Annotated in this window: 18 protein-coding genes; 8 read left to right on the plus strand and 10 right to left on the minus strand. The window is 52.8% G+C overall.

All coding sequences use genetic code 11. The annotated features are described in order from the left end of the window. Positions 1-22: 22 nt before the first annotated feature. A complete protein-coding gene (locus tag L5470_RS02920) occupies positions 23-1,030 on the plus strand; it encodes a GntR family transcriptional regulator (protein ID WP_198406038.1) in 1,008 nt (335 codons plus the stop codon). Between the two features lie 35 nt (positions 1,031-1,065). Here L5470_RS02920 and L5470_RS02925 read toward each other — a convergent pair whose 3' ends face one another. The 5 genes from L5470_RS02925 to bchB form a co-directional block, all read right to left on the minus strand. After that, entirely contained in the window at positions 1,066-1,218 is a 153-nt protein-coding gene (locus tag L5470_RS02925) for a hypothetical protein (RefSeq protein WP_157768368.1), read from the minus strand. Between the two features lie 266 nt (positions 1,219-1,484). Continuing rightward, positions 1,485-2,591, minus strand: coding sequence for an esterase-like activity of phytase family protein (locus L5470_RS02930; RefSeq protein ID WP_499498053.1), 1,107 nt, complete (start codon positions 2,589-2,591; stop codon positions 1,485-1,487). A gap of 9 nt (positions 2,592-2,600) precedes the next feature. Next, entirely contained in the window at positions 2,601-3,431 is an 831-nt protein-coding gene (locus tag L5470_RS02935; RefSeq protein WP_099799587.1) for a Tic22 family protein, read from the minus strand. Between the two features lie 333 nt (positions 3,432-3,764). Then, a complete protein-coding gene (ftsH4, locus tag L5470_RS02940) occupies positions 3,765-5,621 on the minus strand; it encodes an ATP-dependent zinc metalloprotease FtsH (RefSeq protein WP_099799586.1) in 1,857 nt (618 codons plus the stop codon). Positions 5,622-5,754: 133 nt separating this feature from the next. Further along, positions 5,755-7,281, minus strand: a complete 1,527-nt coding sequence (gene bchB, locus L5470_RS02945) for a ferredoxin:protochlorophyllide reductase (ATP-dependent) subunit B (RefSeq protein WP_499498055.1) — start codon at positions 7,279-7,281, stop codon at positions 5,755-5,757. Positions 7,282-7,478: 197 nt separating this feature from the next. On the opposite strand from bchB, the gene L5470_RS02950 reads away from it, so the two are divergent. After that, positions 7,479-8,624, plus strand: a complete 1,146-nt coding sequence (locus L5470_RS02950) for a citrate synthase (RefSeq protein WP_448514860.1) — start codon at positions 7,479-7,481, stop codon at positions 8,622-8,624. On the opposite strand, the gene L5470_RS02955 is transcribed toward L5470_RS02950, so the two are convergent. The 4 genes from L5470_RS02955 to L5470_RS02970 are packed head-to-tail and all read right to left on the minus strand — an operon-like array spanning position 8,616 to position 11,663. Beyond that, positions 8,616-9,368: a cobalt-precorrin-6A reductase gene (locus L5470_RS02955; RefSeq protein ID WP_499498057.1), complete on the minus strand. Its 753-nt coding sequence runs from the start codon at positions 9,366-9,368 to the stop codon at positions 8,616-8,618. The two genes, L5470_RS02950 and L5470_RS02955, sit on opposite strands and share 9 nt — an antisense overlap. A gap of 1 nt (position 9,369) precedes the next feature. Continuing rightward, on the minus strand, positions 9,370-9,549 hold the full coding sequence (locus L5470_RS02960) for a hypothetical protein (RefSeq protein ID WP_099799582.1): 180 nt from the start codon (positions 9,547-9,549) through the stop codon (positions 9,370-9,372). Positions 9,550-9,570: 21 nt separating this feature from the next. Further along, entirely contained in the window at positions 9,571-10,533 is a 963-nt protein-coding gene (locus tag L5470_RS02965) for an aldo/keto reductase (RefSeq protein WP_099799949.1), read from the minus strand. 5 nt (positions 10,534-10,538) lie between these two features. Further along, entirely contained in the window at positions 10,539-11,663 is a 1,125-nt protein-coding gene (locus tag L5470_RS02970; protein WP_499498059.1) for a GGDEF domain-containing response regulator, read from the minus strand. Positions 11,664-12,398: 735 nt separating this feature from the next. Here L5470_RS02970 and L5470_RS02975 point away from each other — a divergent pair. From L5470_RS02975 to L5470_RS02990, 4 genes are all read left to right on the plus strand, one after another. After that, the gene (locus L5470_RS02975) at positions 12,399-12,965 is read left to right on the plus strand and encodes a methanogen output domain 1-containing protein (protein ID WP_499498061.1); all 567 of its coding nucleotides are present in this window, start codon (positions 12,399-12,401) and stop codon (positions 12,963-12,965) included. Positions 12,966-12,995: 30 nt separating this feature from the next. Next, positions 12,996-14,072 (plus strand): sensor domain-containing diguanylate cyclase, encoded by a 1,077-nt coding sequence (locus L5470_RS02980; protein ID WP_499498063.1) that lies wholly within the window; start codon positions 12,996-12,998, stop codon positions 14,070-14,072. Positions 14,073-14,229: 157 nt separating this feature from the next. Then, the gene (gene cpcD/petH / locus L5470_RS02985) at positions 14,230-15,402 is read left to right on the plus strand and encodes a bifunctional rod-capping linker CpcD/ferredoxin--NADP reductase PetH (protein WP_099798368.1); all 1,173 of its coding nucleotides are present in this window, start codon (positions 14,230-14,232) and stop codon (positions 15,400-15,402) included. Positions 15,403-15,612: 210 nt separating this feature from the next. Continuing rightward, positions 15,613-15,897 carry a hypothetical protein gene (locus L5470_RS02990; protein ID WP_499498065.1) on the plus strand — a complete coding sequence of 95 codons (285 nt, stop codon included), beginning with the start codon at positions 15,613-15,615 and terminating at the stop codon, positions 15,895-15,897. Here L5470_RS02990 and L5470_RS02995 read toward each other — a convergent pair. After that, positions 15,894-17,288: an isochorismate synthase gene (locus L5470_RS02995; protein ID WP_499498067.1), complete on the minus strand. Its 1,395-nt coding sequence runs from the start codon at positions 17,286-17,288 to the stop codon at positions 15,894-15,896. The two genes, L5470_RS02990 and L5470_RS02995, sit on opposite strands and share 4 nt — an antisense overlap. A 180-nt stretch (positions 17,289-17,468) precedes the next feature. Between L5470_RS02995 and msrB the strand changes: the two genes are divergently transcribed. Beyond that, positions 17,469-17,879, plus strand: coding sequence for a peptide-methionine (R)-S-oxide reductase MsrB (gene msrB / locus L5470_RS03000; protein WP_099798371.1), 411 nt, complete (start codon positions 17,469-17,471; stop codon positions 17,877-17,879). Between the two features lie 30 nt (positions 17,880-17,909). Further along, the gene (locus L5470_RS03005; protein ID WP_499498068.1) at positions 17,910-20,102 is read left to right on the plus strand and encodes a PAS domain-containing sensor histidine kinase; all 2,193 of its coding nucleotides are present in this window, start codon (positions 17,910-17,912) and stop codon (positions 20,100-20,102) included. Positions 20,103-20,467: the final 365 nt, after the last annotated feature.

The following is a 20,467-nucleotide window of genomic DNA, read 5'->3' on the forward strand; positions in this document are numbered from 1 at the left end:
CTTGAACGGCGGAAGGGAGATTATGATTCAGTTCCACATCCAACCAGATAGCGAAATTCCTGCGTCAACCCAACTTTTTAACCAAATTAGTTTTGCGATCGCCGCTCGCCAGTTTCCGCCAGGGTATCGTCTGCCCAGCACGCGACAATTAGCCATGCAAACTGGGTTGCACCGTAATACGATCAGCAAGGTCTATGAACGCCTTGAAGCCGCCGGTCTGGTTGTTCCCCAAGTGGGTTCCGGCATTTATGTGCGCGCCCTTGGCCAAGAAGAAACCCGCCCCCGGCAGCGGCGACCCGCAGTGGTGCCCGTTCACCGCATTGTCCAAGAAAGTATGGACACGCTTCTGGGCATGGGCTACTCCCTCGGCCAAATTCGGGAGCTATTCTTAGCAGAAATTGATGCCCGCCAGAAAGCGGGAGTGCGGGTTATTGTCACCGTCCCCCGCCATGACCAAGGGGCAGGGGAGTTAATTGTGCAGGAGCTACAACAACTGCTGCCTATCCCTGTGGAGTTAGTGTTTCTAGAGGAACTGGATACGGCATTGCAACCGGAGAATACCGCAACCCTAGTTACCGTTCGCTATTTTGCCAGCATGACGGAAGCCATTACCCGCGACAAGGATGTGCGCGTGTTCTTCATTGACATCTATAGCTATCAGCGGGAGCTTGAGGTGGTGCGGCAATTGCCCAAGGGATCCTGCCTTGGCTTGGTCAGCCTCAGTTCCGGCACCCTCGGCGTGGCGGAGGTGATGATTCATAGCCTTCGCGGTGAAGAGCTACTGCTGGTCACTGCCCAAGTCAACGATAGCTATAAATTGAATGCCCTTGTCCACCGTGCGCATACGATCATTAGCGATCGCGCCAGCGGGGATCGCGTCAAGGAAGCCATTGCTGCTGCCCGGAATGATTTGATTCGTATTCCACGCCTGATCTGCTGTGAGAGTTACATTGATCCACGATCCGTGGAGTTGCTCAAACGGGAAATTGGCTTAACTGAGGATTTAACACTGCAAGCCAAAGCGTCTTGAAAGCAACCGTAGCCCCCACAGCTTGGATCGGGCTGTTACTCGAGGGTGTTCAGGCTGTGGGTCAATTGCAAGGCCGTTGCTTGATCTTGCATAGCATCAAGTTGCATGTTCGTAAGATACCCTAGGCCAGCGGCCAAAACACAGTAAAGAATGCCTAAAGCACTGAGTTTAGACCAGTGAAGACTCATAAAACGTAGCATAATTCCAACCCCTCGTTACCACATGAGACACCAAAAGCGTAACCAATATGGGATTTCAGGCTACCCTAGGTCAGGCATCGCTACCCGCGACCGCACGTCGTTTGGGTATCAGGCAGCCCCTAAATGGAAAACACCAAAAATTACTTCTAATTCTAGCGATCGCTCTCAGGGAGTGGGCGCAAACGTTACAATTGTTCAACTTGAGCTGAATTAACAGCCACAGGAAACTGCTGCCTCGGTGTTCAAATGGCTTTTCAAAATTGCACTCGAAATACCAATGCTTGGGTAGGAATCTGAGCATCAAAATTATTGTCGCCAATGATCCATAGCGATCGCGATCCATCGGCAAAGGGATATCCCAAGGCCATCCCTTCAAGATTGGTTAATGGTATTCCCAAGGTCGTCAAGTCTAGGATTAAGCGTTTGCGCACCGGCTGCAGCGATGGTAAATCTACAGGCAATATGGCCATGCCGAGGGTATCGGTGGCTCCCGCAAGGGACATTTCAAAGAGTTTGATGCCATAGCCATTCTGGGGGCTGTAGGTGCGCTCCAAGCTGAGAAAATGGCCACCATTATCCAGTGCCAGCAGCTCCACCAAGCCATTGGCAATTGACCCCGCTGGAGCCGGATCAAGGGGGTACACATGCTCCGCTAACAGCACTGGCAGCACATCCCCCCGCAAATAGTGCAGCAGCCGACAATAGATTGGCTGATTGGGGCGAAGGTCTTGGCTAAGGGCAGACTCGACCCCGACAAAGAGGCGATCGCCCGTCGGGGAGAGGGTGAGTGCCTCAAAACCAAGATTATTACGAATGCCCTTTTGCCCTGTCTCCTCTGGTAAATAATAGGCCGGAATCGGTAACGCCCGCTCTTGCTGACCGTTTAGGACAAACTCCTTAATCCACGGCAAACTGCTCGTGGCAGTCACCCCTTCACTACTGATCATCAGACGACCGTCAGGGGTAAGGCCAATCCCCTCCGTATCCGCCGTATTGGCAGGATACAGATCACCGTTGGCCTGCGTCAAAAAGGTCACGAACTTTGGCTCAATGGCTCCCTCGTAGGTAGAAACCGCTGACGGCAAGGAGAGCGCCAGCCCATAAAAGCGTGGCTGCTGGCGATCGTCGCTAATGGCATAAAACTGCTGTTGCTGGGGGTCATAGGTCAACCCTGATATCCCCCCCACCACAGTACCGTCAACGAGGGTACCCGCAGGCAGGCTAAGTTCGCCACGGTACTCAACACTAACATTCAAAAAGAGCCGATCTTCAGCCCGCACCTGGGGCAATGCACACCCCCACAGCAGACTGACCAAAAGGACGCAACCAATACAACCTAGCCAAAAGCGCGGCAAGGGCATGAGCTTGTCCTAGCGATTTCCCGCTTGGTTGCTGCCCCCTTGCTGTTGCACCGCAAACTGGATCGCATCAGGGGTTTGAATCAGTTGAATTTGCCCCGCCACCGGATCATTACTCGAGAGCATCGTCGAGACCAAGCTGTCTAGCATAATCACCCGAATGCCTGTATCCCGCGCAAGCTCGGGTCGTTTCTGCCGCGCTTGATCCACCTCTCGTTGCAGTTGAGCATTATCAAAGTAAAAGGGAATAAACCGCTGCGTGCGGGTTTGGCCATTTTCCCGCACCTGAGCTTCCACTGCAATTGGGTTGCCAGTCTTGGTATCGGCTAAAAAGAATAACGGTGTTCCCCCAGCAAACGGCTGCCCATTCTTGGTGAGAATACGCCCATCCCGCTCGACCAGATCACCACTTTTTTTGAGCATATCCACAGCGGCTTGAAGTTGCTGACTGGAGGGAATAATATCCACCCCGACCGCAGGGTTCTTTTGGCTTTCAATCGCAATTTTCAGAGCGCCACTGAGCGCTGCTGCTGAAACCCGGGCGACACGACCCACGTCCGGTTGCTGGGTCTTGATGGTATTGAGTGCCGTTTGAGCATCCTGTTGATTAATAAAGAAAGTAAACACCTGAACTTTTTTACTTTGATCCTGAGGATTAGGAATCTCAAAGGTGAGGGGTTCCCCTTTATCGTTGGTAATCATGAAAACGGGAACATTATTTAAAATCCGCAGCACTTGTTCTTCGGGCAAGGCAGTGGCCACGTGGTAACCGCCCATGGCTGGTGCCAGCCACAAACTACTCATCAGCCCTGCCAAAACGCCCAAGCGTGCTAATGTTTTCATACTGTCTCCTATTGGTTTAGTTCAATCTTGGTCTTACCCCTCATTAGAGGAATACAGGGAGCGGTGGCACGGTTCATTCCTCGACAACTCCAACGTTAGCCCTGCCAGCAGCAGGGAATGACTACAAGATGGTATCGAGCCAGACCAGAGACTATGCAGCGGCAATGCTCTAGGAGAGCGAATTAGGTATTTATGCATACTCATATCGCTACGCTTACCCACCCTAAGCTAATTTGACGCGATTCACAAGGGGCGAGTTTTTTATTTGATCATTGAAAAATACCCTGATAAGGCCAGTAGGATGGTTTCAGCGTCACCTGATGCTCCCTGCCCTTAGGCTGCAACCGGGTTTTTGACCTCTGCGAGTAGCTCGTGGAGTTCTGCCCCCTCAACAACCTCTTTTTCAAGGAGTACCTTAGCAATTCGTTCTAGGAGATCGCGGTTTGCCTTTAGGATCTCTAGAGCCTGCTGATGAGCCGTTTCCACAATATCTTTGACTTCCCGGTCAATGGCTCGGGCTGTTTCCTCACTGACAGTACGCAGCATTGCCCCGTTCCCAAGAAAGTTGGCCCGCTGCTCTTCAAAGGCAAGGGGACCTAATACTTTACTCATGCCATAGCTACGAACCATGCGCTCGGCGAGGTCGGTGGCACGTTGGAGATCGTTGGCTGCTCCGGTTGTCACACTGCCAAAGATAATTTCCTCTGCCGATCGCCCCCCCAGCAGTGTAGCAATTTGACCGCGAAGCTCTTTCTCGTCGAGTAAGAACCGGTCTTCCGTCGGCAGCTGTAAGGTATAGCCCAAGGCTGCCATCCCCCGCGGCACAATAGAGATTTTTTCAACCCGACCACTCCCCGGCAAGACATAGCCCACCAAGGCATGCCCCACTTCATGGTAGGCAACAATTTCTTTTTCTTTGTCACTGAGGACGCGACTTTTCTTCTCTAAGCCCGCAACAATGCGTTCAATGGCTTCAGCAAAGTCCTGTTGCTCAACATATTCGCGGTGATTGCGAGCCGCCAGCAAGGCAGCTTCATTCACTAGGTTGGCCAAGTCTGCCCCCGCAAAGCCCGGTGTCCGGGTGGCAATAGCCCGTAGATCAACACTGGGGGATAATTTGACTTTTTTGGCATGGATTTTGAGAATTGCTTCCCGGCCACTGAGATCGGGGCGATCGACGAGTACTTGACGATCAAAGCGACCCGGGCGCAGCAACGCTGGGTCTAAGCTTTCAGGTCGGTTCGTTGCCGCCAGCACAATGACCGTCGCCTCCGCAGCATTAAAGCCATCCATTTCCGTTAGTAACTGGTTGAGGGTTTGCTCGCGCTCATCGTTGCCACCATAGAAACCGCTGCTGGAGCGGGACTTACCAATGGCATCCAGTTCATCAATGAAGACAATACAAGGGGCTTGTTTCTTGGCCTGCTCAAACAAATCCCGCACCCGCGCTGACCCCACACCCACAAATAATTCCACAAATTCAGAGCCAGAAATCGAGAAAAAGGGTACATTAGCCTCCCCCGCAACGGCTTTGGCCAACAGGGTTTTACCCGTTCCCGGTGGTCCTACCAGCAATACCCCCTTGGGAATCCGGGCACCGATCTGGATGTAGCGCTGGGGATTTTTGAGGAAATCAACGATTTCCACCAGTTCTGTTTTTGCCTCTTCAACACCCGCCACATCGTCGAAGCCAATCTTGACGTTATCCCCCTGTACATAGACTTTGGCGCGACTTTTGCTGATGGAGAGCACACCTTGGGCACCTCCCCCCGCTTGCCGATTGGCAAAAAACTGAAAAATTAGCACAAACACAATTGGTGGAATCACCCACCCCAAGATGTTAAAAATCCAGTTGTTTTTTGGTGGCGGTGCAGCAGCAAATTCTACCCCTTGAGACTCCAGAAGTTTTGGCAGTTCTAAATCAAAGATGGGTGTGGTGGACAAAACTTGGGGTGGCTTGTCTCCCTCAGGCTTTAATTGGTAGAGAATCTCGTTTTGACTAACGTAGGCGCGTTGCACCTCCCCTTCTTGGACCTGATGGATGAACATGCTGTAGGGCACTTGGGGAGGGCGCGGTGAAAATAGTTGTGGGAAGAACAGATTAATCAATAAAAAACCAAACCCCAGTAGGAGCAGTACATTGCCAATCCAACGGCTACGGGGAACTTCGGGAGAGTTTTTGATGGCCATAGTACTTATCTTTTACGGTTCTATTACCGATCATGGTGACACTGTTCTGCTACAAAGGGCAAGGCTAGGTCATCTCCCTTCTTTGCAGGACTACCGAGGGAACATACGCCCTAAAGACTAGCTTGTGGGCAGGCTACGCGCCAACCGCTTCCTTGGCCGCATAGAGTACCTCCACGGTGATCTCGGTGATGCCCTGCTCCCTGGCAAATTTTTCGGTGTTGCGCTTGACTTTACCGCGAACAAATCCGGGGATTTTATTCAGTTCCGCTAAGCCATCCGTTGTCCAAGTCAAATCTGTTGCTGCCGACAAGCCTTTATGAATCACTTCTTTGGTGTCGTGACCGCCAAAGATTTCTAAGAGGTGGTCTTCCATGCCGAGGGTAAAGGAGTTATAAATTAAGTCCACCAGTTGATTGGTGCCTTCGTACCCCAAAAAGGGACGATAGCCCACTGGAAAGTCCTGAATATGGATGGGCGCGGCAATGACTCCGCAGGGAATATTGAGGCGTTTGCCAACGTGGCGTTCCATTTGGGTGCCAAAGATGGCAGCCGGTTCAACGCGGGCAATGGCATCACCCACAACGGTGTGGTCGTCGGTAATCAGCACCTCGTCGCACAGGCCAGTCACTTCTGCGCGAAACCAGTCGGCATCGTACTTGCAGTAGGTGCCTGCCCACACCACATGAATTCCCATTTCTCGGGTCAGGATTTTGGTCATGGCAGCCGCATGGGTGTTGTCCCCAAAGACGACGGCTTTTTTGCCGGTGAGATTTTGGCAGTCAATGGAGCGAGAAAACCAAGCAGCTTGGGAAACGTCACGGGTCTGGTGCTCAATCAGGGGTTCATAGTTGACATCTGCCCCTTGCTCGTTGAGGACGGATTGGATGGCGCGAATGCAGCGAGCGGTTTCTATCACGCCCATCGGTGTGATGGTGACGCTGGGCATCCCAAATTCATTGGCAAGGTACTGGGCACTGAGGCCGCCAATTTCTCGGTAGGGCACAAGGTTAAACCAGGCCTGAGGCAGCCGCGCTAAGTCGTGTACCGAGGCACCGGCTGGCAGGACAAGGTTCACTTGAATCCCCAAATCGGCCATGAGGTGTTTGAGTTCGCGGCAGTCGTGCTGGTTGTGGAAGCCTAGGGTGGTGAGGCCAATAATATTAACGCTGGGGGTTGGGGTTTTGGTTGTGCTGAGGGTACCCTGACGGCGGGCTTTTTCGATATAGAACTGAACAATCTGATCGAGGGTGCGATCGGCGGCTTGGAGTTCATTGACGCGGTAGTGGTTAACATCCGCCAAAATGACATCGGCAGTGGTACTGAGGCTGGCGCGCTGGACAAAGTTTTGTAAGTCTTCTTGAAGAATGCTGGAGGTACAGGTGGGGGTTAAAACAATTAAATCAGGATGCTCTTCGCTGTCTTTGCGGGTAATGTTATCGACGACTTTTTCTTGGGAGCCGCGGGCTAAGACGTGGCGATCTACGATACTGGCGGTAACGGGGGKAAAGTCGCGCTCCCGCTCGAGCATGGATCGCATGACGTTGAAGTAGTCGTCACCAAGGGGGGCGTGCATAATGCCATGGACGTTCTGAAATGAACTGGCAATGCGGAGGGTGCCGATGTGAGCAGGCCCAGCGTACATCCAGTAGGCAAGTTTCATAGGTGACAGTCCTTGGTGTGAGGGTAGGCAGGGGCAACGAGCCTCTGACTAGCGATCGTAACAGTGACGTTTTCGTCCGCTGCAAAACTTAGCAAAAGTTTGGAGGAATGGGGGGGGTGCAGCTTAACATACAAACATCATTTCCCCACTGTCTCCTAGAATTGATAGAGATTTGTTGCCACTAAGGACACCCCAGCATGGTTGCTTGTGAATTTAGTCCCGGTCTTGACGGTATTCCCGTTGCCCAATCGGCTATTAGCTATGTGGATGGCCAAGCGGGTATTCTTGAATATCGCGGTGTCCCTATTGAAGAACTGGCGGAAAAAAGTACGTTTCTGGAAACCTCTTTCCTGTTGATCTGGGGGTATTGGCCGACTCAGGAGGAGTTGGCGGCGTTTGAGCACGATATTACCTACCATCGCCGGGTTAAGTACCGCATCCGCGATATGATGAAGTGCTTTCCAGATAGTGGCCACCCGATGGATGCCCTGCAAGCGTCAGCGGGAGCTTTAGGGCTGTTTTACTCGCGGCGGGCACTGGATGATCCGGCCTATATCCGCGCGGCAGTTATTCGTCTGTTAGCTAAAATCCCAACGATGGTGGCGGCTTTCCAGTTGATCCGCAAGGGAAATGACCCGGTGATGCCCTGCGATGAGCTAGATTATGCGGCTAATTTTCTCTATATGCTCAATGAGCAACGGCCTGATCCGTTTGCGGCGCGGGTGTTTGATATCTGCTTAATTCTCCATGCTGAGCATACGATGAATGCCTCAACCTTTTCGGCGCGGGTGACGGCTTCAACCCTCACCGATCCATACGCTGTGGTGGCATCGGCGGTGGGTACGCTAGCAGGGCCGTTGCATGGGGGGGCAAATGAGGATGTGATCAATATGCTTGAGGAAATTGGCAGTGTTGAGAATGTCCGTCCCTATGTGCAAAAGTGTGTGGACAATAAAATTAAAATTGCTGGCTTTGGCCATCGTGTCTATAAGGTGAAGGATCCGCGGGCAACGATTTTACAAAAGTTAGCGGAGCAGTTGTTTGATAAGTTTGGTGGCGATCGCTACTACGAGATTGCCCTGAAGCTGGAGGAGGTGGTGGGCGAGTACCTGAGCTATAAGGGGATTTATCCCAATGTGGACTTTTACTCTGGCTTGGTCTATCGTCGCCTCGGGATTCCCAGTGATTTGTTTACGCCGGTGTTTGCGATCGCCCGGGTGGCTGGCTGGCTAGCTCACTGGAAAGAACAATTGGAAACTAATCGCATCTACCGTCCCACCCAAATCTATACCGGTGCCCATCAGCAGACCTACGTGCCCATGGCAGAGCGAGCATCACGTTAGCTGCTCTAGAAAGGCCACTACCCCCGCCCAGTCCGCCGTTTGCTGGGGATAGGCGATCGCTGGCCGCTGCAAGGTAATGAGAGTGACCCCTAGCTCTTGCGCGAGTTCCTGTTTGATCTGTTCACTCTCGGTGCCCGAGGCTTTGGTGACAACCGTGGTAATCTGCCAGTGCTGCCAGAGGGCGCGCTCTAGCTCCCGCGAAACCGGTGGAAATATGGCCACCAGTTGCTGCCGCGCAAACCCCGCTTCTAGGGCAAGGTTTAGGGCATTAGGGGTGGGTAAAATGCGCGCAAACAGGGTGGCGCTTTTTTGTAAAGGGGCAAACGCAGCAAGGAGTTGGCTGCCAATAGTCAGCAGCACCCGCTCACCCACAAGGGAATGGCTCTGGATCAAGGTTTCGACATCGATACAGTTGGGTCGCTCAAGGCTGTAATCGGGACGTTCAAATCGTAGGTAGGGGAGGTGCAAGTCCCGGCTCAGCCCCATGGCTAGGGTGGAAATCGCTGTGGCAAAGGGATGGGAGGCATCCACAATTGCCTGAACCTGTTGCTGCTGAACCAACTGCCGAGCTGTGTCTGGCGTTAAGCGCTCCCCATGGCAGATGAGGCGGGGATGGGGGGGGTATAGGGTACACGCCTCGTCGGTGGTGACGGTTACCCAGCAGGTATAACCAGCCTTGAGCAGGTTGTTGGCCAACCAGCGGCTGTCACTGGTGCCACCAATCAGCCAAATGCACGTGGCCACTCTAACTCAGTAAGGCGCGACGAAAGTTTTCGCGGTAAGAGGCATTGAGTAACAGAGGTAACCACAGGGCACTGAGCAGAAAACGCGATTGACTATAGTAAGTGCGATCAAAGCGTTGCCAAAAGCGAATTGCAATAAACAGATACAGGGCGATCGCCCCGACTGTGAGCATAGTTCCCATAGACACTCAGCCTTTGCGACGTTACCACTTCCACATTACCGGATTGCTGGGGTCGAGGGTGGCGATCACTGGCTGGCTCAGATCATCGAGCATCTCTAGAATTGAGGGATCGAGGCTCAGTTCCGCTGCCTTGAGATTTTCGAGCACCTGCTCTGGATGGCGAGCACCCACAATGGCACAGGTTTGCGGTTGATGCAATAGCCATGCCAAGGCTAAGTTACCGACCGTTGTGCCAAGACTGGCCGCAATGGGTTTCATCAGTTCAATGGCTTCAAGGGCACGGGCATAGGTTTCCCCTTGGAACAGTTGATTTTTGGCACGGTTGTCCTCAGGAGCAAAGCGGTGCTCGGCACCGAAACGCCCGGTCAGTAACCCTTGGGCTAGGGCGGAGTAAGCCAAGATAGTAATGTCGTGCTCAATACAAAAGGGCACTAATTCCGTCTCTGCCCAGCGCCAAAAGAGAGAGTAAGGTGGTTGAACACTGTCAATGCGGCCATACTGCATGGCTTCAAGGAGTTGGGCACGGGAAAAGTTAGATACCCCAATTGCTCGAATTTTGCCCGCTTGCTGTAGCTCCACCATGGCTTGCATGGTTTCACTAATGGGCACAACTTCAGTGCCAAAGGAACCTGAGGGCCAGTGAATTTGATACAGGTCAATGTAGTCAGTGTTGAGGTTGCGTAGCGATCGCTCACAGGCAGCAATCACCTCTGGGTAGCGCAGATGATTGGCAAAAACCTTGGTGGCATACACACAGCGATCGCGCAAGTCGCCAACCGCAGCAGCCACGATCTGCTCCGAGTGACCATCCCCATACACCTCTGCGGTATCAATGGTGGTCATCCCCGCCTCAACCGCAGCACGAATCGCGCGGATGGACTCTTGGTCGTCAATGCCGACCCACCAGCGTTTACCGGCTTGCCACGTGCCCAGAATCAGGGGCGTGATCTGCAGGTTTGTGCGGCCAAGAAGACGGGTTTGCATAAGCATTAGCAAGGGATTGTAGGAGAATTATTGATTGAATTCACAACAATGCAGTTACGCCCTTGGCGTTTGGCATCGTAAAGCGCCTTATCCGCAGCATTAAACAACTCTAGGGGGGAAGCGACCCCAAGGGGGATGAGGGAAGCCACACCGAAACTGAGGGTCACACAGTGGCTCACCTGCGAATGTTCATGGACAATGTGGCACTGTTGAAGGGCGTGCTGTATCTGACGGCAAATCAGCTCTGCGCCGCTAAGGTCAGTATGAGGCAACACTATCACAAACTCTTCACCGCCGTAGCGAGCCACACAATCCCGCGGGCGTTGCACTGTCTGCTGCAGCACTTGTGCTACTTGTTGAAGACACAGATCCCCGGCATGGTGCCCATAGTGATCATTGTAGGCTTTGAAATAATCCACATCCGCCAGAATCAGAGACAGGAACTGGCGATCGCGAATCGCTGCAAGCCACTCTTGGCGCAGGTAAGCATCAAAATAACGCCGATTGGGCAACTCAGTGAGGGGATCGGTCACCGACAAGTGCATCAACTCCTTATTGGCTGCTTGTAGCTCTGCGGTACGGGCAGCAATGATGGCTGCTTGCTCATTCACAACCCGCTCTAGTTCAATATTGGCCTGCCGCAGTTGCTCATTGAGGAGTTGTAGGCGATAGTTTTGCTCGTCTAGCTTCCGATCTTGGAGGTAACTATGCACAGCCTCTAACACCGTTACCTTTAAGTCTTCAGGAGTCCACGGCTTTGCCATGTAACGATAGAGTTTTGCCAGCTTGAGAGCATTGCCCACAGCTTCTAGGTTGGCTTGGCCGGTGAGCATAATTTTTAGAGTATTGGGAGACATCTGATGCATCCGTGCCAATAATTCATCCCCTTTGATATTGGGCATGATATAGTCCGACAGCACAAGCGCAATTTCGTGATCGTCTTCCTGAAGCTCGCTCATCAGAGCAAGAGCATCCTCGCCATCTTCTGCCGTTTCAATGAGACAGTCTTCACCCAAGGCTCGCCGCAGCTCAATGCGCAAACTTTCCAATACGGCTGGTTCATCATCCACACAAATGACAACTGGCTTGCGTTTGGGTGCTTCAGAAGGGAAGAGGGCTGGGCTATCCAAGGTAGTCTTCCAAGGGGGCAAAAACAGGGGGTTAAGGAATTGAGACGGAATTTTATTTGCAATAACCTATGCACCCAGAAATGATCCGGTGCTCCGAGAAATCAGTTAGCCATCTCAAGAGAACGTTCTAAAAACTTCAAGGAAAGCGCTAGCTACAGTTGTAACATACTCCCCGCTGTTGCGCTGCCTCGCTTGTTGCCCTATTCCTATGTGGGACAATTAGGCACTCACATCCCGCTTTGCTCTGCCTTGACTTCTCTCCTCCTTGAAAGAGAGGGGATTCCCAAAGGATGCTACGCAACGGGCTGAAGCCGCATTGCTTCGCTTTTCCCTTGAGCTGTCACCCACAACTTAATGCGGGTGGGGGCAGTCAAAGACCCCCTACTCACCTCAAGCATTCCTGCTATTGGGACTACGTTTATGTTTCGGTTCGTGGTTTCGCGCTTTTCAACACTAGCCAATTCGATACGCTCAACATCCTGCCATTGCTTGCAGTGGTTTAGGCTTGCCGCCAAAGCTGTAGTGACTTACTTGCCGGGATTTCTCCGTACTAGGATGTTTCTTCGCGTAGTTGATACGCCTACTTTCCACGTCTCTAGTTTAACACATAGAGAGGGCTAAAGCCCCCTGAGTTGGCTGTATCCCCTCGCTAAAGCGGAGGGGTTTTAGCCCGCCCACATCACTCCTATAAATTTTTCATAACCAAAAACACCACAAAACACGTTATAGGCGCTTATGGCTACTGCGGGTACCACCTCTTCTGAGGCCAATTTTAATGCTAACACCCTTGAGGTGAACCTGAAGCTCTCTAGTTTCATGCAAAGTTTGCTGAGCTATCTCGCCGGTACCCTTGAGGAAGTTGTGGGAGTTGACGATGCCTCGGGGTTCATTGCCCTTGTGGGGCAGCAGATGGGCAATGAGATCAATCAAATTTACCAAGAGGCAATGGGCGATCGCCTCATGCCGCCGGAAGTTGTCGCCAAAATTCTTGTTGATCTGAAAAAGCGCATTGAAGGACAGTTTTTTATTGTCGAGCAAGATGCCGATCGCATTGTTCTTGGCAATCACCGCTGTCCTTTGGGCAGTGGGGTTGTGGGGCATCCATCCCTATGCATGATGACCTCCAATGTCTTTGGCGTGATTACCGCCCACCACCTAGGCTATGCCAAAGTTTGCATTGAAGGGGCGATCGCGAACGGTGATCAGGGCTGTCGCGTCGTGGTTTATACCCGCCCCTCAGCAGCCGCTCAAGCAGCAACAGGCCGAGAGTACTACAAACTAGAGCAGCCAAAAGACGAGTGATAGTTTGCAAAGTCGTTAACAGCAGGGGCAATGATGGATAGCACGTCAGGCTTAGCGCTATGGATTGAGCTGCTGCCAGAGCCAATCCTTGTGCTCGATAGCGCAGGCAAGATTCTAGCGATCAATAGCGCTGCCCGCGAATTTTTTGGTCGTATTGAAGACAACCATCGGTGCAGTGGCGATCCGTTCCTCGGTCAATCCATTGCAACTTTGGTGGCCACTCCAATAGAGCAATTGCAGAAGAACCTAAAACTTTGGCAGCAGGCCACCACAATGGTACCCGGTAGTTTAGTTCTGAAGCAAGCAGCAAATCAGGCGCAGAAAATTGAAGTCGAAGCCGTTGGCATTCACTTTCTAAAGTCTCCCCTCATTCTATTACGGGTGCGCAAACAGCGGCAGTTCCTCCAAGCGTTTATTCAACAGCGGTATCAATTTGAAAAACTGCAACAACAGATGGCTCGACAAACAGCCCTGATCGTTGAACTAGAGCAACGACAGCACGCCCTAGAGGCCGAGAACCGCTACCTCCAGAGTATGTCCCATCGCGACAGCCTTACCCAATTAGCCAATCGGCGCGCCTTTGAAGCTGGGTTACGCCATGGATGGCACGAAGCCTACAGCCACTCTACGCCCCTAGCAGTTGCCATGCTCGATATCGATCACTTTAAGCTCTACAACGACACCTATGGGCATCTGGCGGGCGATCGCGCCTTGCAGCGGGTTGCCAAAGCCATCCAATCCCAAGTGCGCGAGGCAGATCTGGTGGCGCGCTATGGCGGCGAAGAATTTGTTCTCCTGTTGCGGCAAACCCACCATGATGTCGCTATCTGCGTCCTGCAGCGCATTTTTAACTACATTCGCAGTCTCAACATTCCCCACGCGGCCTCCCCAGTGCAACCCTACCTCACCCTCAGCGCAGGAATTTGTATTGCCACCGCCAGCTCTATCGATTGCCCCATTGCTGAGCTGATCGCCAGTGCAGATGCGGCTCTGTACCATGCCAAACGCTCCGGGCGCGATCGCTACAGTATTCAAACCTACCCCACTGCCGTGAATGACCTCAACCAMCCCCTCAGGTACCGCCAGCAAGCGGATCAGCACCCCTAGCCGTTGCCTGAGGTCGGTATAATATGTGTGGCCAAAAATCTGCGGTAGCAGTAAAAAGGGTCATTCCTGTCGCCGAAACGTAATTGAGTATCGCGGTTGGGACGTTCTGTTGCAGAATGTAAAGCTGAGTTAATGATTTTTGGAGATGGTGTAACCAATGTATAACGCGACCAACTTTGGCAGTCGGGTGTTCCGCTATGAAGTGGTAGGACTGCGGCAAAATGCTGAAACCGATAAAACGAATCATTCCATTCGCAACAGTGGCAGCCAATTTTTTAACGTCCCCTATGAGCGCATGAACCAGTTTATGCAGCAAATTAGCCGCTGGGGAGGCAAAATCATCAGCATTCAACCCCTTGATGGCTCTGCTCCTTTACAGGCTAATACCCAGCCAACCCCTCCTAGCACTCCTGAAGCCGCTGCACCTCAACCAGCAAAAGAAAAGAAAGTTGATATTCCCGTCAATATTTACCGCCCCAACAATCCCTGTATCGGCAAAGTCATCTCTAACGAAGAATTAGTCAAAGAAGGCGGTGAAGGCACCGTCAAGCACATTGTCTTTGACATTTCCAACACCGATTTACGCTATCTAGAGGGTCAGAGTATTGGCATTATTCCAGCGGGCACCGATGCCAACGGCAAACCCCACAAACTGCGCCTCTACTCCATTGCCTCCACCCGCCATGGCGATTACCTAGACGATAAAACCGTCTCGTTGTGCGTGCGCCAATTAGAGTACAAAGACAAGGAAACGGGGGAAACCGTCTATGGTGTGTGCTCCTCCTACCTGAACAAGCTGCAACCCGGAGACGAAGTCAAAATCACCGGCCCTGTCGGTAAGGAAATGCTCCTCCCCGATGATCCCGAAGCAACCATTATCATGCTGGCCACCGGTACAGGGATTGCCCCCTTCCGCGCCTTCCTGTGGCGGATGTTYAAAGAGCAGCATGCAGACTATCAGTTTAAAGGCTTAGCGTGGCTCTTCTTTGGCGTTGCCTACACAGCTAACATTCTCTACAAAGAGCAACTCGAAGAGTTACAACAGCAGTATCCCGATCACTTCCGGCTCACCTACGCCATTAGTCGCGAGCAAAAAACCGCCGATGGCGGCAAAATGTACATCCAGAACCGTATTGCCGAACACGCCGACGAACTATGGCAACTGCTTCAGAAGAAGAATACCCACGTTTATATGTGTGGTCTAAAGGGCATGGAGCCGGGCATTGATGAAGCCATGACCGCTGCCGCCGCGAAAAACGGCGCTGACTGGCAAGACTTCCTCAAAGGCACCCTGAAAAAAGAAGGTCGCTGGCACGTCGAGACCTACTAGACGTTCTGCCGCCTTGAGCCACCTAGGGGTTGGGGTAGAAGTATCTGCCTCAGCCCTGTGCACAGGCTCGCGCAAATTTGTCAGGATAGGAGTTAGAAGGGTTGAGAGATTCTGCATCTGTGGTGCCCCAATACAAAAATTGCTACTTCATCTGCACTGCGATCGCAATCTCTTTAGTATGCTGATGTTGACTCAACCGCACAACAACCTATGATTTATCCGCGTTTTCTGCGTACCGCCTATCGCAAAGAACCCATTTCTGCCTTTCTGGTGGTGATGGGGAGTGTCGATTTGGCCATTGGAGGGGSGGGGGGATATGGCGGGTTGCTGGTTGTGGGGGTTGGACTCATGGGCAGTGCACTTGTGTACCGTTGGTTGCAATCTCCACGGCAGCGTTCCTTACCGGAGAAAGTGGCACAGTATGCCCTGCCGCCCCAGTCATCGCAACCCCTGCCAATGCTGACGATGACTAAGAAACCGCCGCCACACCGCTAGGCAAGAGCCGATATCATTGCCTGTAGCTTTAGGAGGATTTCCTGCCACTCTCGCTCTGGCTCGGAGCCTTTGACAATTCCCGCTCCTGCAAATAAATGGGCGTACTGTCCCTGGAGGTGGGCGGAGCGAATCCCCACAATAAATTCACCTTCCCCTTGAGGGGTTACCCAGCCGAGGGGAGCGGCATAGCCATGACGGTCAAACTGTTCTAAATGGCTTAGCCAGTATCGTGCCGTGGCGCGGGGGTAGCCCGCCACTGCGGGCGTGGGGTGCAGAGCCGCAACAATCTCTAGGATATGGATGGGTTGGCAAACCCGTGCCTGAATCAGCGTTTGTAGATGCTGAATATTGCTCAATTCTAAGATCCGTGGCTCTGTGGAAAATTCACAGGTCATCCCCATCTGATCTAGGGTTTGGCAGAGAAACTCAACAATGACCTGATGCTCATGTCGCTCTTTGGGGCTATGGTACAGTCCGTGGCGTAGGGTTTGGTCTTCGTGATCGGTTTGTCCGCGAGGGCGCGACCCTGCAAGGGCATCTGCCCAAAGCAAGCCATCCCCGATGCTCACCAGTCGCTCTGGGCTGGCCCCTAAAAAAACATCCTGCCAATTGGAGCCGACGCTAAAGACGTAACAATTGCGGTACTGCTGGCGTAGGTTTTGCAGGGTGCCTAGCCAGTTAAAGCCAGTAGGGTGCTCAATGGTTGTGGTACAGGCAAGAACCAGTTTTTCTAGCAGCCCCTCGTCTAAGAGTTTGAGGGCACGGTTGACGCCGGTGATGAAGGACTGTGATTGCTCTGCTAGGGAGGGAAGGGCGATCGCCAGTGGCGGGGGGGACGATACAGGTGTTTCAAGGACACTGGCCAGCGTGCTCCACAGCAATTGCCAGTCCTGCCACAGGGATACCTCAGAGCTGCTCAACCCGTCGAGGCGACCGTTTAGCGTTAGGAAGGCGTGGCCTTGGCGTTGAATAATTTGCCAGCGGGGTAAAAAAGCTCGGTTCATGGCGGTGGTCGCAGCATCCCGGAAGGCGAACTGGCAGAACACCCGTGGTTCCGCAGGGGCAGCCGCCCAAATATGGTTGAGGGTCTGTTCACTAAAGCCTTGGAGGGCTTGAAACCGCTGCTCTCCAGTGGCTACAGTAGCCGCAACTCGCCCACAGGCGGCAACAATCTCTCCGGGGTGAGGTTGCTCAATGTAAAAGTGATCCGTTTGGCCACTTGCGTGCATCAGTGCGGCCATAACCCTCAGGGGATCAATGGCCGGTAATGCTGCCCCAACGCTAAGGAACTGACATCCGGCTTGCTGGGCAGCCGCTATCACCCCACTGACATAGGTACAAAAGTCATGCTCAGACCATACGTCAAAGGTGGGTGGCAGCGAAACGGGCATAACCAGACAAAAACGGCAGGATTGCCCTTACATTTTCCCCTTGGCAGGGAACCTTTGGCAAAGTTCTTGGCAACAGCTTGCCGGCTTACTCCTACCGGTGTCCTAGACGGAGAACCGTCTGCTGATTATCCTAGAGATTGAGATCAGCATTCGCCGAACGTTATCGCTCATGAGGAAATAATGGCTAAGGTGATAAAAACCGATGCGCAATGGCAGGCTCAGTTAACCCCTGAGCAATTTTACGTAACCCGCAAAAAAGGGACTGAGCGCGCCTTTACGGGCTGCTATTGGAACAACAAACAGCCGGGTCTTTACCGCTGCGTCTGTTGTGGTACCCCGCTATTTCGCTCTGATACCAAGTATGATTCTGGGAGTGGTTGGCCGAGCTTTTGGCAGCCTGTTGATCCCCAGTCAATTCGTCTGGAGCAGGATCTGTCCCATGGGATGGTGCGTACTGAAGTGTTGTGCAATACCTGTGATGCGCACCTTGGCCATGTGTTTGAGGATGGTCCGCCCCCTACAGGGTTGCGTTACTGCATTAATTCAGCCTCCCTAGAGTTTGTTGCTGAATCAGCCGGTGCTTCTAGCTAGACCGTTCTTGGCTGCTGGAGTTCTCCACTGATGAGCAAGGGGCTGGAGCAACTGCAACGTCTAAACCGCATTTTAGTGCAACTGGCGCGGCGACAGCAGTTCCAAGAGGATAGCTTCGAGCAATTGCTCCAAGATGTCCTGAGTACCAGTGCCCGTAGCCTGAATGTGGAGCGGGTGAGCCTGTGGTTTTATACAGGCGATCGCCAAGAGATTGAGTGTGTCCAGTTATTTCAACACTCTGCCCACGTGTTTACAGCAGGCATGACGCTGGCGGCAGCGGACTATCCGCAGTATTTCACAGCACTGCAGCAGGAGCGCACCATTACCGCAGACGATGCAAGGAGTGATCCCCGTACACAGGAGTTTTGCACAGCGTACTTAGACCCTTTGGGCATTACCTCCCTCTTGGATGTGCCCATTTGGGTTGAAGGCAGAATGGTGGGTATTCTCTGCCATGAGCATATTGGTACTGCCCGCCAATGGACAGTGGCCGAAGAGCAGTTTGCTGCCTCCCTTGCTGATTTGGTGTCCCTTGCCATTGAAACCCGCGAGCGTCATCGCACCCTTGCGGCACTAGAGCAAAGCGAAGCCCGCCTCGCAAGTTTCTTTCAGGCCACCTCTGAGGCGGTGATTATCCACGAGCAGGGGCAAATTGTGGATCTCAACACGGCGGCGGAACAACTGTTTGGCTACACCAGTGCTGAGTTGGTGGGGCAGTCGGTCTTGGTGCTAACCCATCCCACGTCGCAGCAATTGATTTTAGATCGAATCCGCGACCCCCTTGATCAGCCCTTTGAAGCATTGGCTCGCACAAAAAGCGGTGAAACCCTGATTGTGGAAGTACAGGGCAAATGGATTACCTACCAAGGTCGCCGAGCGCGGGTGGTGGGGGTGCGCGATATTACCCAACGGAAACGGGCGGAGCAGAGTGTGCAAATGGCGGCACAACGCCAACATCTCCTTGCGGAAATTGCCCTGCGTATTCGCAAAACCCTCGACCTGCCAGATATTTTGCGGACAACGGTGCTCGAAGTCCGCAATTACCTCCAAAGCGATCGCGTCTTTATTGCCTGCCTCAACCTTGGCTCCGGCCAAATTCGCATTGTCGCTGCGGCCATGGCACCGGAGTGGGAGACTCATTTAGAATTACTGCTGCACAATGGTCACTACCGCACGTGGCTGTTGCACACCAGTCAATCGATTTCTTGCCAGCCCCTCCCCGAGGATGATCCCGCCCTAAGAGAGCTGCATCGTCAGCATCATATTCAGTCGTGTCTATTAATTCCAATTCAACACGATTATTTGGGCGATCGCGTGCTTTTGGGGGTGCATCAGTGCAGTGCACCCCGACAATGGCAACCCTACGAACAGCAGTTTCTAGAGCAATTGGCTACCCAAGTGGCGATCGCCCTGCAACAGGCAGAACTGTACCAACAGCTTGCGGCACTGAATGCCAATTTGGAATACCAAGTGGCGGAGCGCACAGAGCAGTTACAGCAAAAGATGCGCGAACTGGAGGAACTCAACCACCTCAAAGATGTGTTTTTGCACGCGGTGTCCCACGATTTGCGCACCCCCGTCATGGGAACGATGATGCTACTGAACCACCTGTTGCACTCCCAAACTGGCGATAGTGTGGTTGTGCCCCGCGCGACGATTGAGCGCATTCACCAGAGCCAACAACGGCAACTTAACCTTGTAGAAACCCTTTTACACATCCACCTAGACAACAACCAGTCACTGCCGCTGCAATGCACCCCGACCTCTGTGGCCACCCTGCTGGAGCAGGTGTTAATTGACTTAAAACCGTTATTGGAAAAAAATAATACCCAAGTTCAGCAGCAGGTCAGTGACACCCTACCGCCTGCCAAGGTGGATCCTGAGCAATTGCGCCGGGTCTATGAAAACCTGATTACCAATGCCCTCAAGCATAATCCTCCGGGACTGACCCTCAGCTTTGGGGCGATCGCCAAGGACGGGATGCTCTACTGCACCGTTGCAGATAATGGGGTCGGCATTCAGCCCGAACAGCGTCCCCATCTCTTTGACCTGTATTACCGAGGTGCCGAGGTTCACCATCGCACAGGCATTGGCCTAGGGCTTTACCTGTGTCGGCAAATTATCACTGCCCATGGCGGCGACATTGGCGTTGAGAGTATCCCGCCTCAAGGGGCATGCTTCTGGTTTAGCGTACCGCTGGCTGACGCGTCAGACTTTATTTGACTTCTCCCCTCCTTGAAAGAGAGGGGATTCCCAAAGGATGCTACGCAACGGGCTGAAGCCGCGTTGCTTCGCTTTTCCCTTGAGCTGTCACCCACAACTTAATGCGGGTGGGAGCAGTCAAAGACCCCCTACTCACCTCAAGCATTTCTGCTATTGGGACTACGTTTATGTTTCGGTTCGTGGTTTCGCGCTTTTCAACACTAGCCAATTCGATACGCTCAACATCCTGCCATTGCTTGCAGTGGTTTAGGCTTGCCGCTAAAGCGGTAGTGACTTACTTGCCGGGATTTCTCCGTACTAGGATGTCTCTTCGCGTAGTTGATACGCCTACTTTCCACGTTTTTAGGTTAACACATAGAGAGGGC

The organism is Synechococcus sp. PCC 6717 (genome assembly GCF_022698185.1).
In the GTDB taxonomy this organism is placed as follows: Bacteria; Cyanobacteriota; Cyanobacteriia; order Thermosynechococcales; family Thermosynechococcaceae; genus Thermosynechococcus; species Thermosynechococcus lividus.

Excerpts from the sequence above, each read along its gene's own strand:
- L5470_RS02920 (WP_198406038.1), top strand. The coding sequence starts at position 23 with ATGATTCAGTTCCACATCCAACCAGATAGCGAAATTCCTGCGTCAACC.
- L5470_RS02925 (WP_157768368.1), bottom strand. The coding sequence starts at position 1,218 with ATGAGTCTTCACTGGTCTAAACTCAGTGCTTTAGGCATTCTTTACTGT.
- L5470_RS02930 (WP_499498053.1), bottom strand. The coding sequence starts at position 2,591 with ATGCCCTTGCCGCGCTTTTGGCTAGGTTGTATTGGTTGCGTCCTTTTG.
- L5470_RS02935 (WP_099799587.1), bottom strand. The coding sequence starts at position 3,431 with ATGAAAACATTAGCACGCTTGGGCGTTTTGGCAGGGCTGATGAGTAGT.
- ftsH4 (WP_099799586.1), bottom strand. The coding sequence starts at position 5,621 with ATGGCCATCAAAAACTCTCCCGAAGTTCCCCGTAGCCGTTGGATTGGC.
- L5470_RS02950 (WP_448514860.1), top strand. The coding sequence starts at position 7,479 with ATGGTTGCTTGTGAATTTAGTCCCGGTCTTGACGGTATTCCCGTTGCC.
- L5470_RS02960 (WP_099799582.1), bottom strand. The coding sequence starts at position 9,549 with ATGGGAACTATGCTCACAGTCGGGGCGATCGCCCTGTATCTGTTTATT.
- L5470_RS02965 (WP_099799949.1), bottom strand. The coding sequence starts at position 10,533 with ATGCAAACCCGTCTTCTTGGCCGCACAAACCTGCAGATCACGCCCCTG.
- L5470_RS02975 (WP_499498061.1), top strand. The coding sequence starts at position 12,399 with ATGGCTACTGCGGGTACCACCTCTTCTGAGGCCAATTTTAATGCTAAC.
- L5470_RS02995 (WP_499498067.1), bottom strand. The coding sequence starts at position 17,288 with ATGCCCGTTTCGCTGCCACCCACCTTTGACGTATGGTCTGAGCATGAC.
- msrB (WP_099798371.1), top strand. The coding sequence starts at position 17,469 with ATGGCTAAGGTGATAAAAACCGATGCGCAATGGCAGGCTCAGTTAACC.
- L5470_RS03005 (WP_499498068.1), top strand. The coding sequence starts at position 17,910 with ATGAGCAAGGGGCTGGAGCAACTGCAACGTCTAAACCGCATTTTAGTG.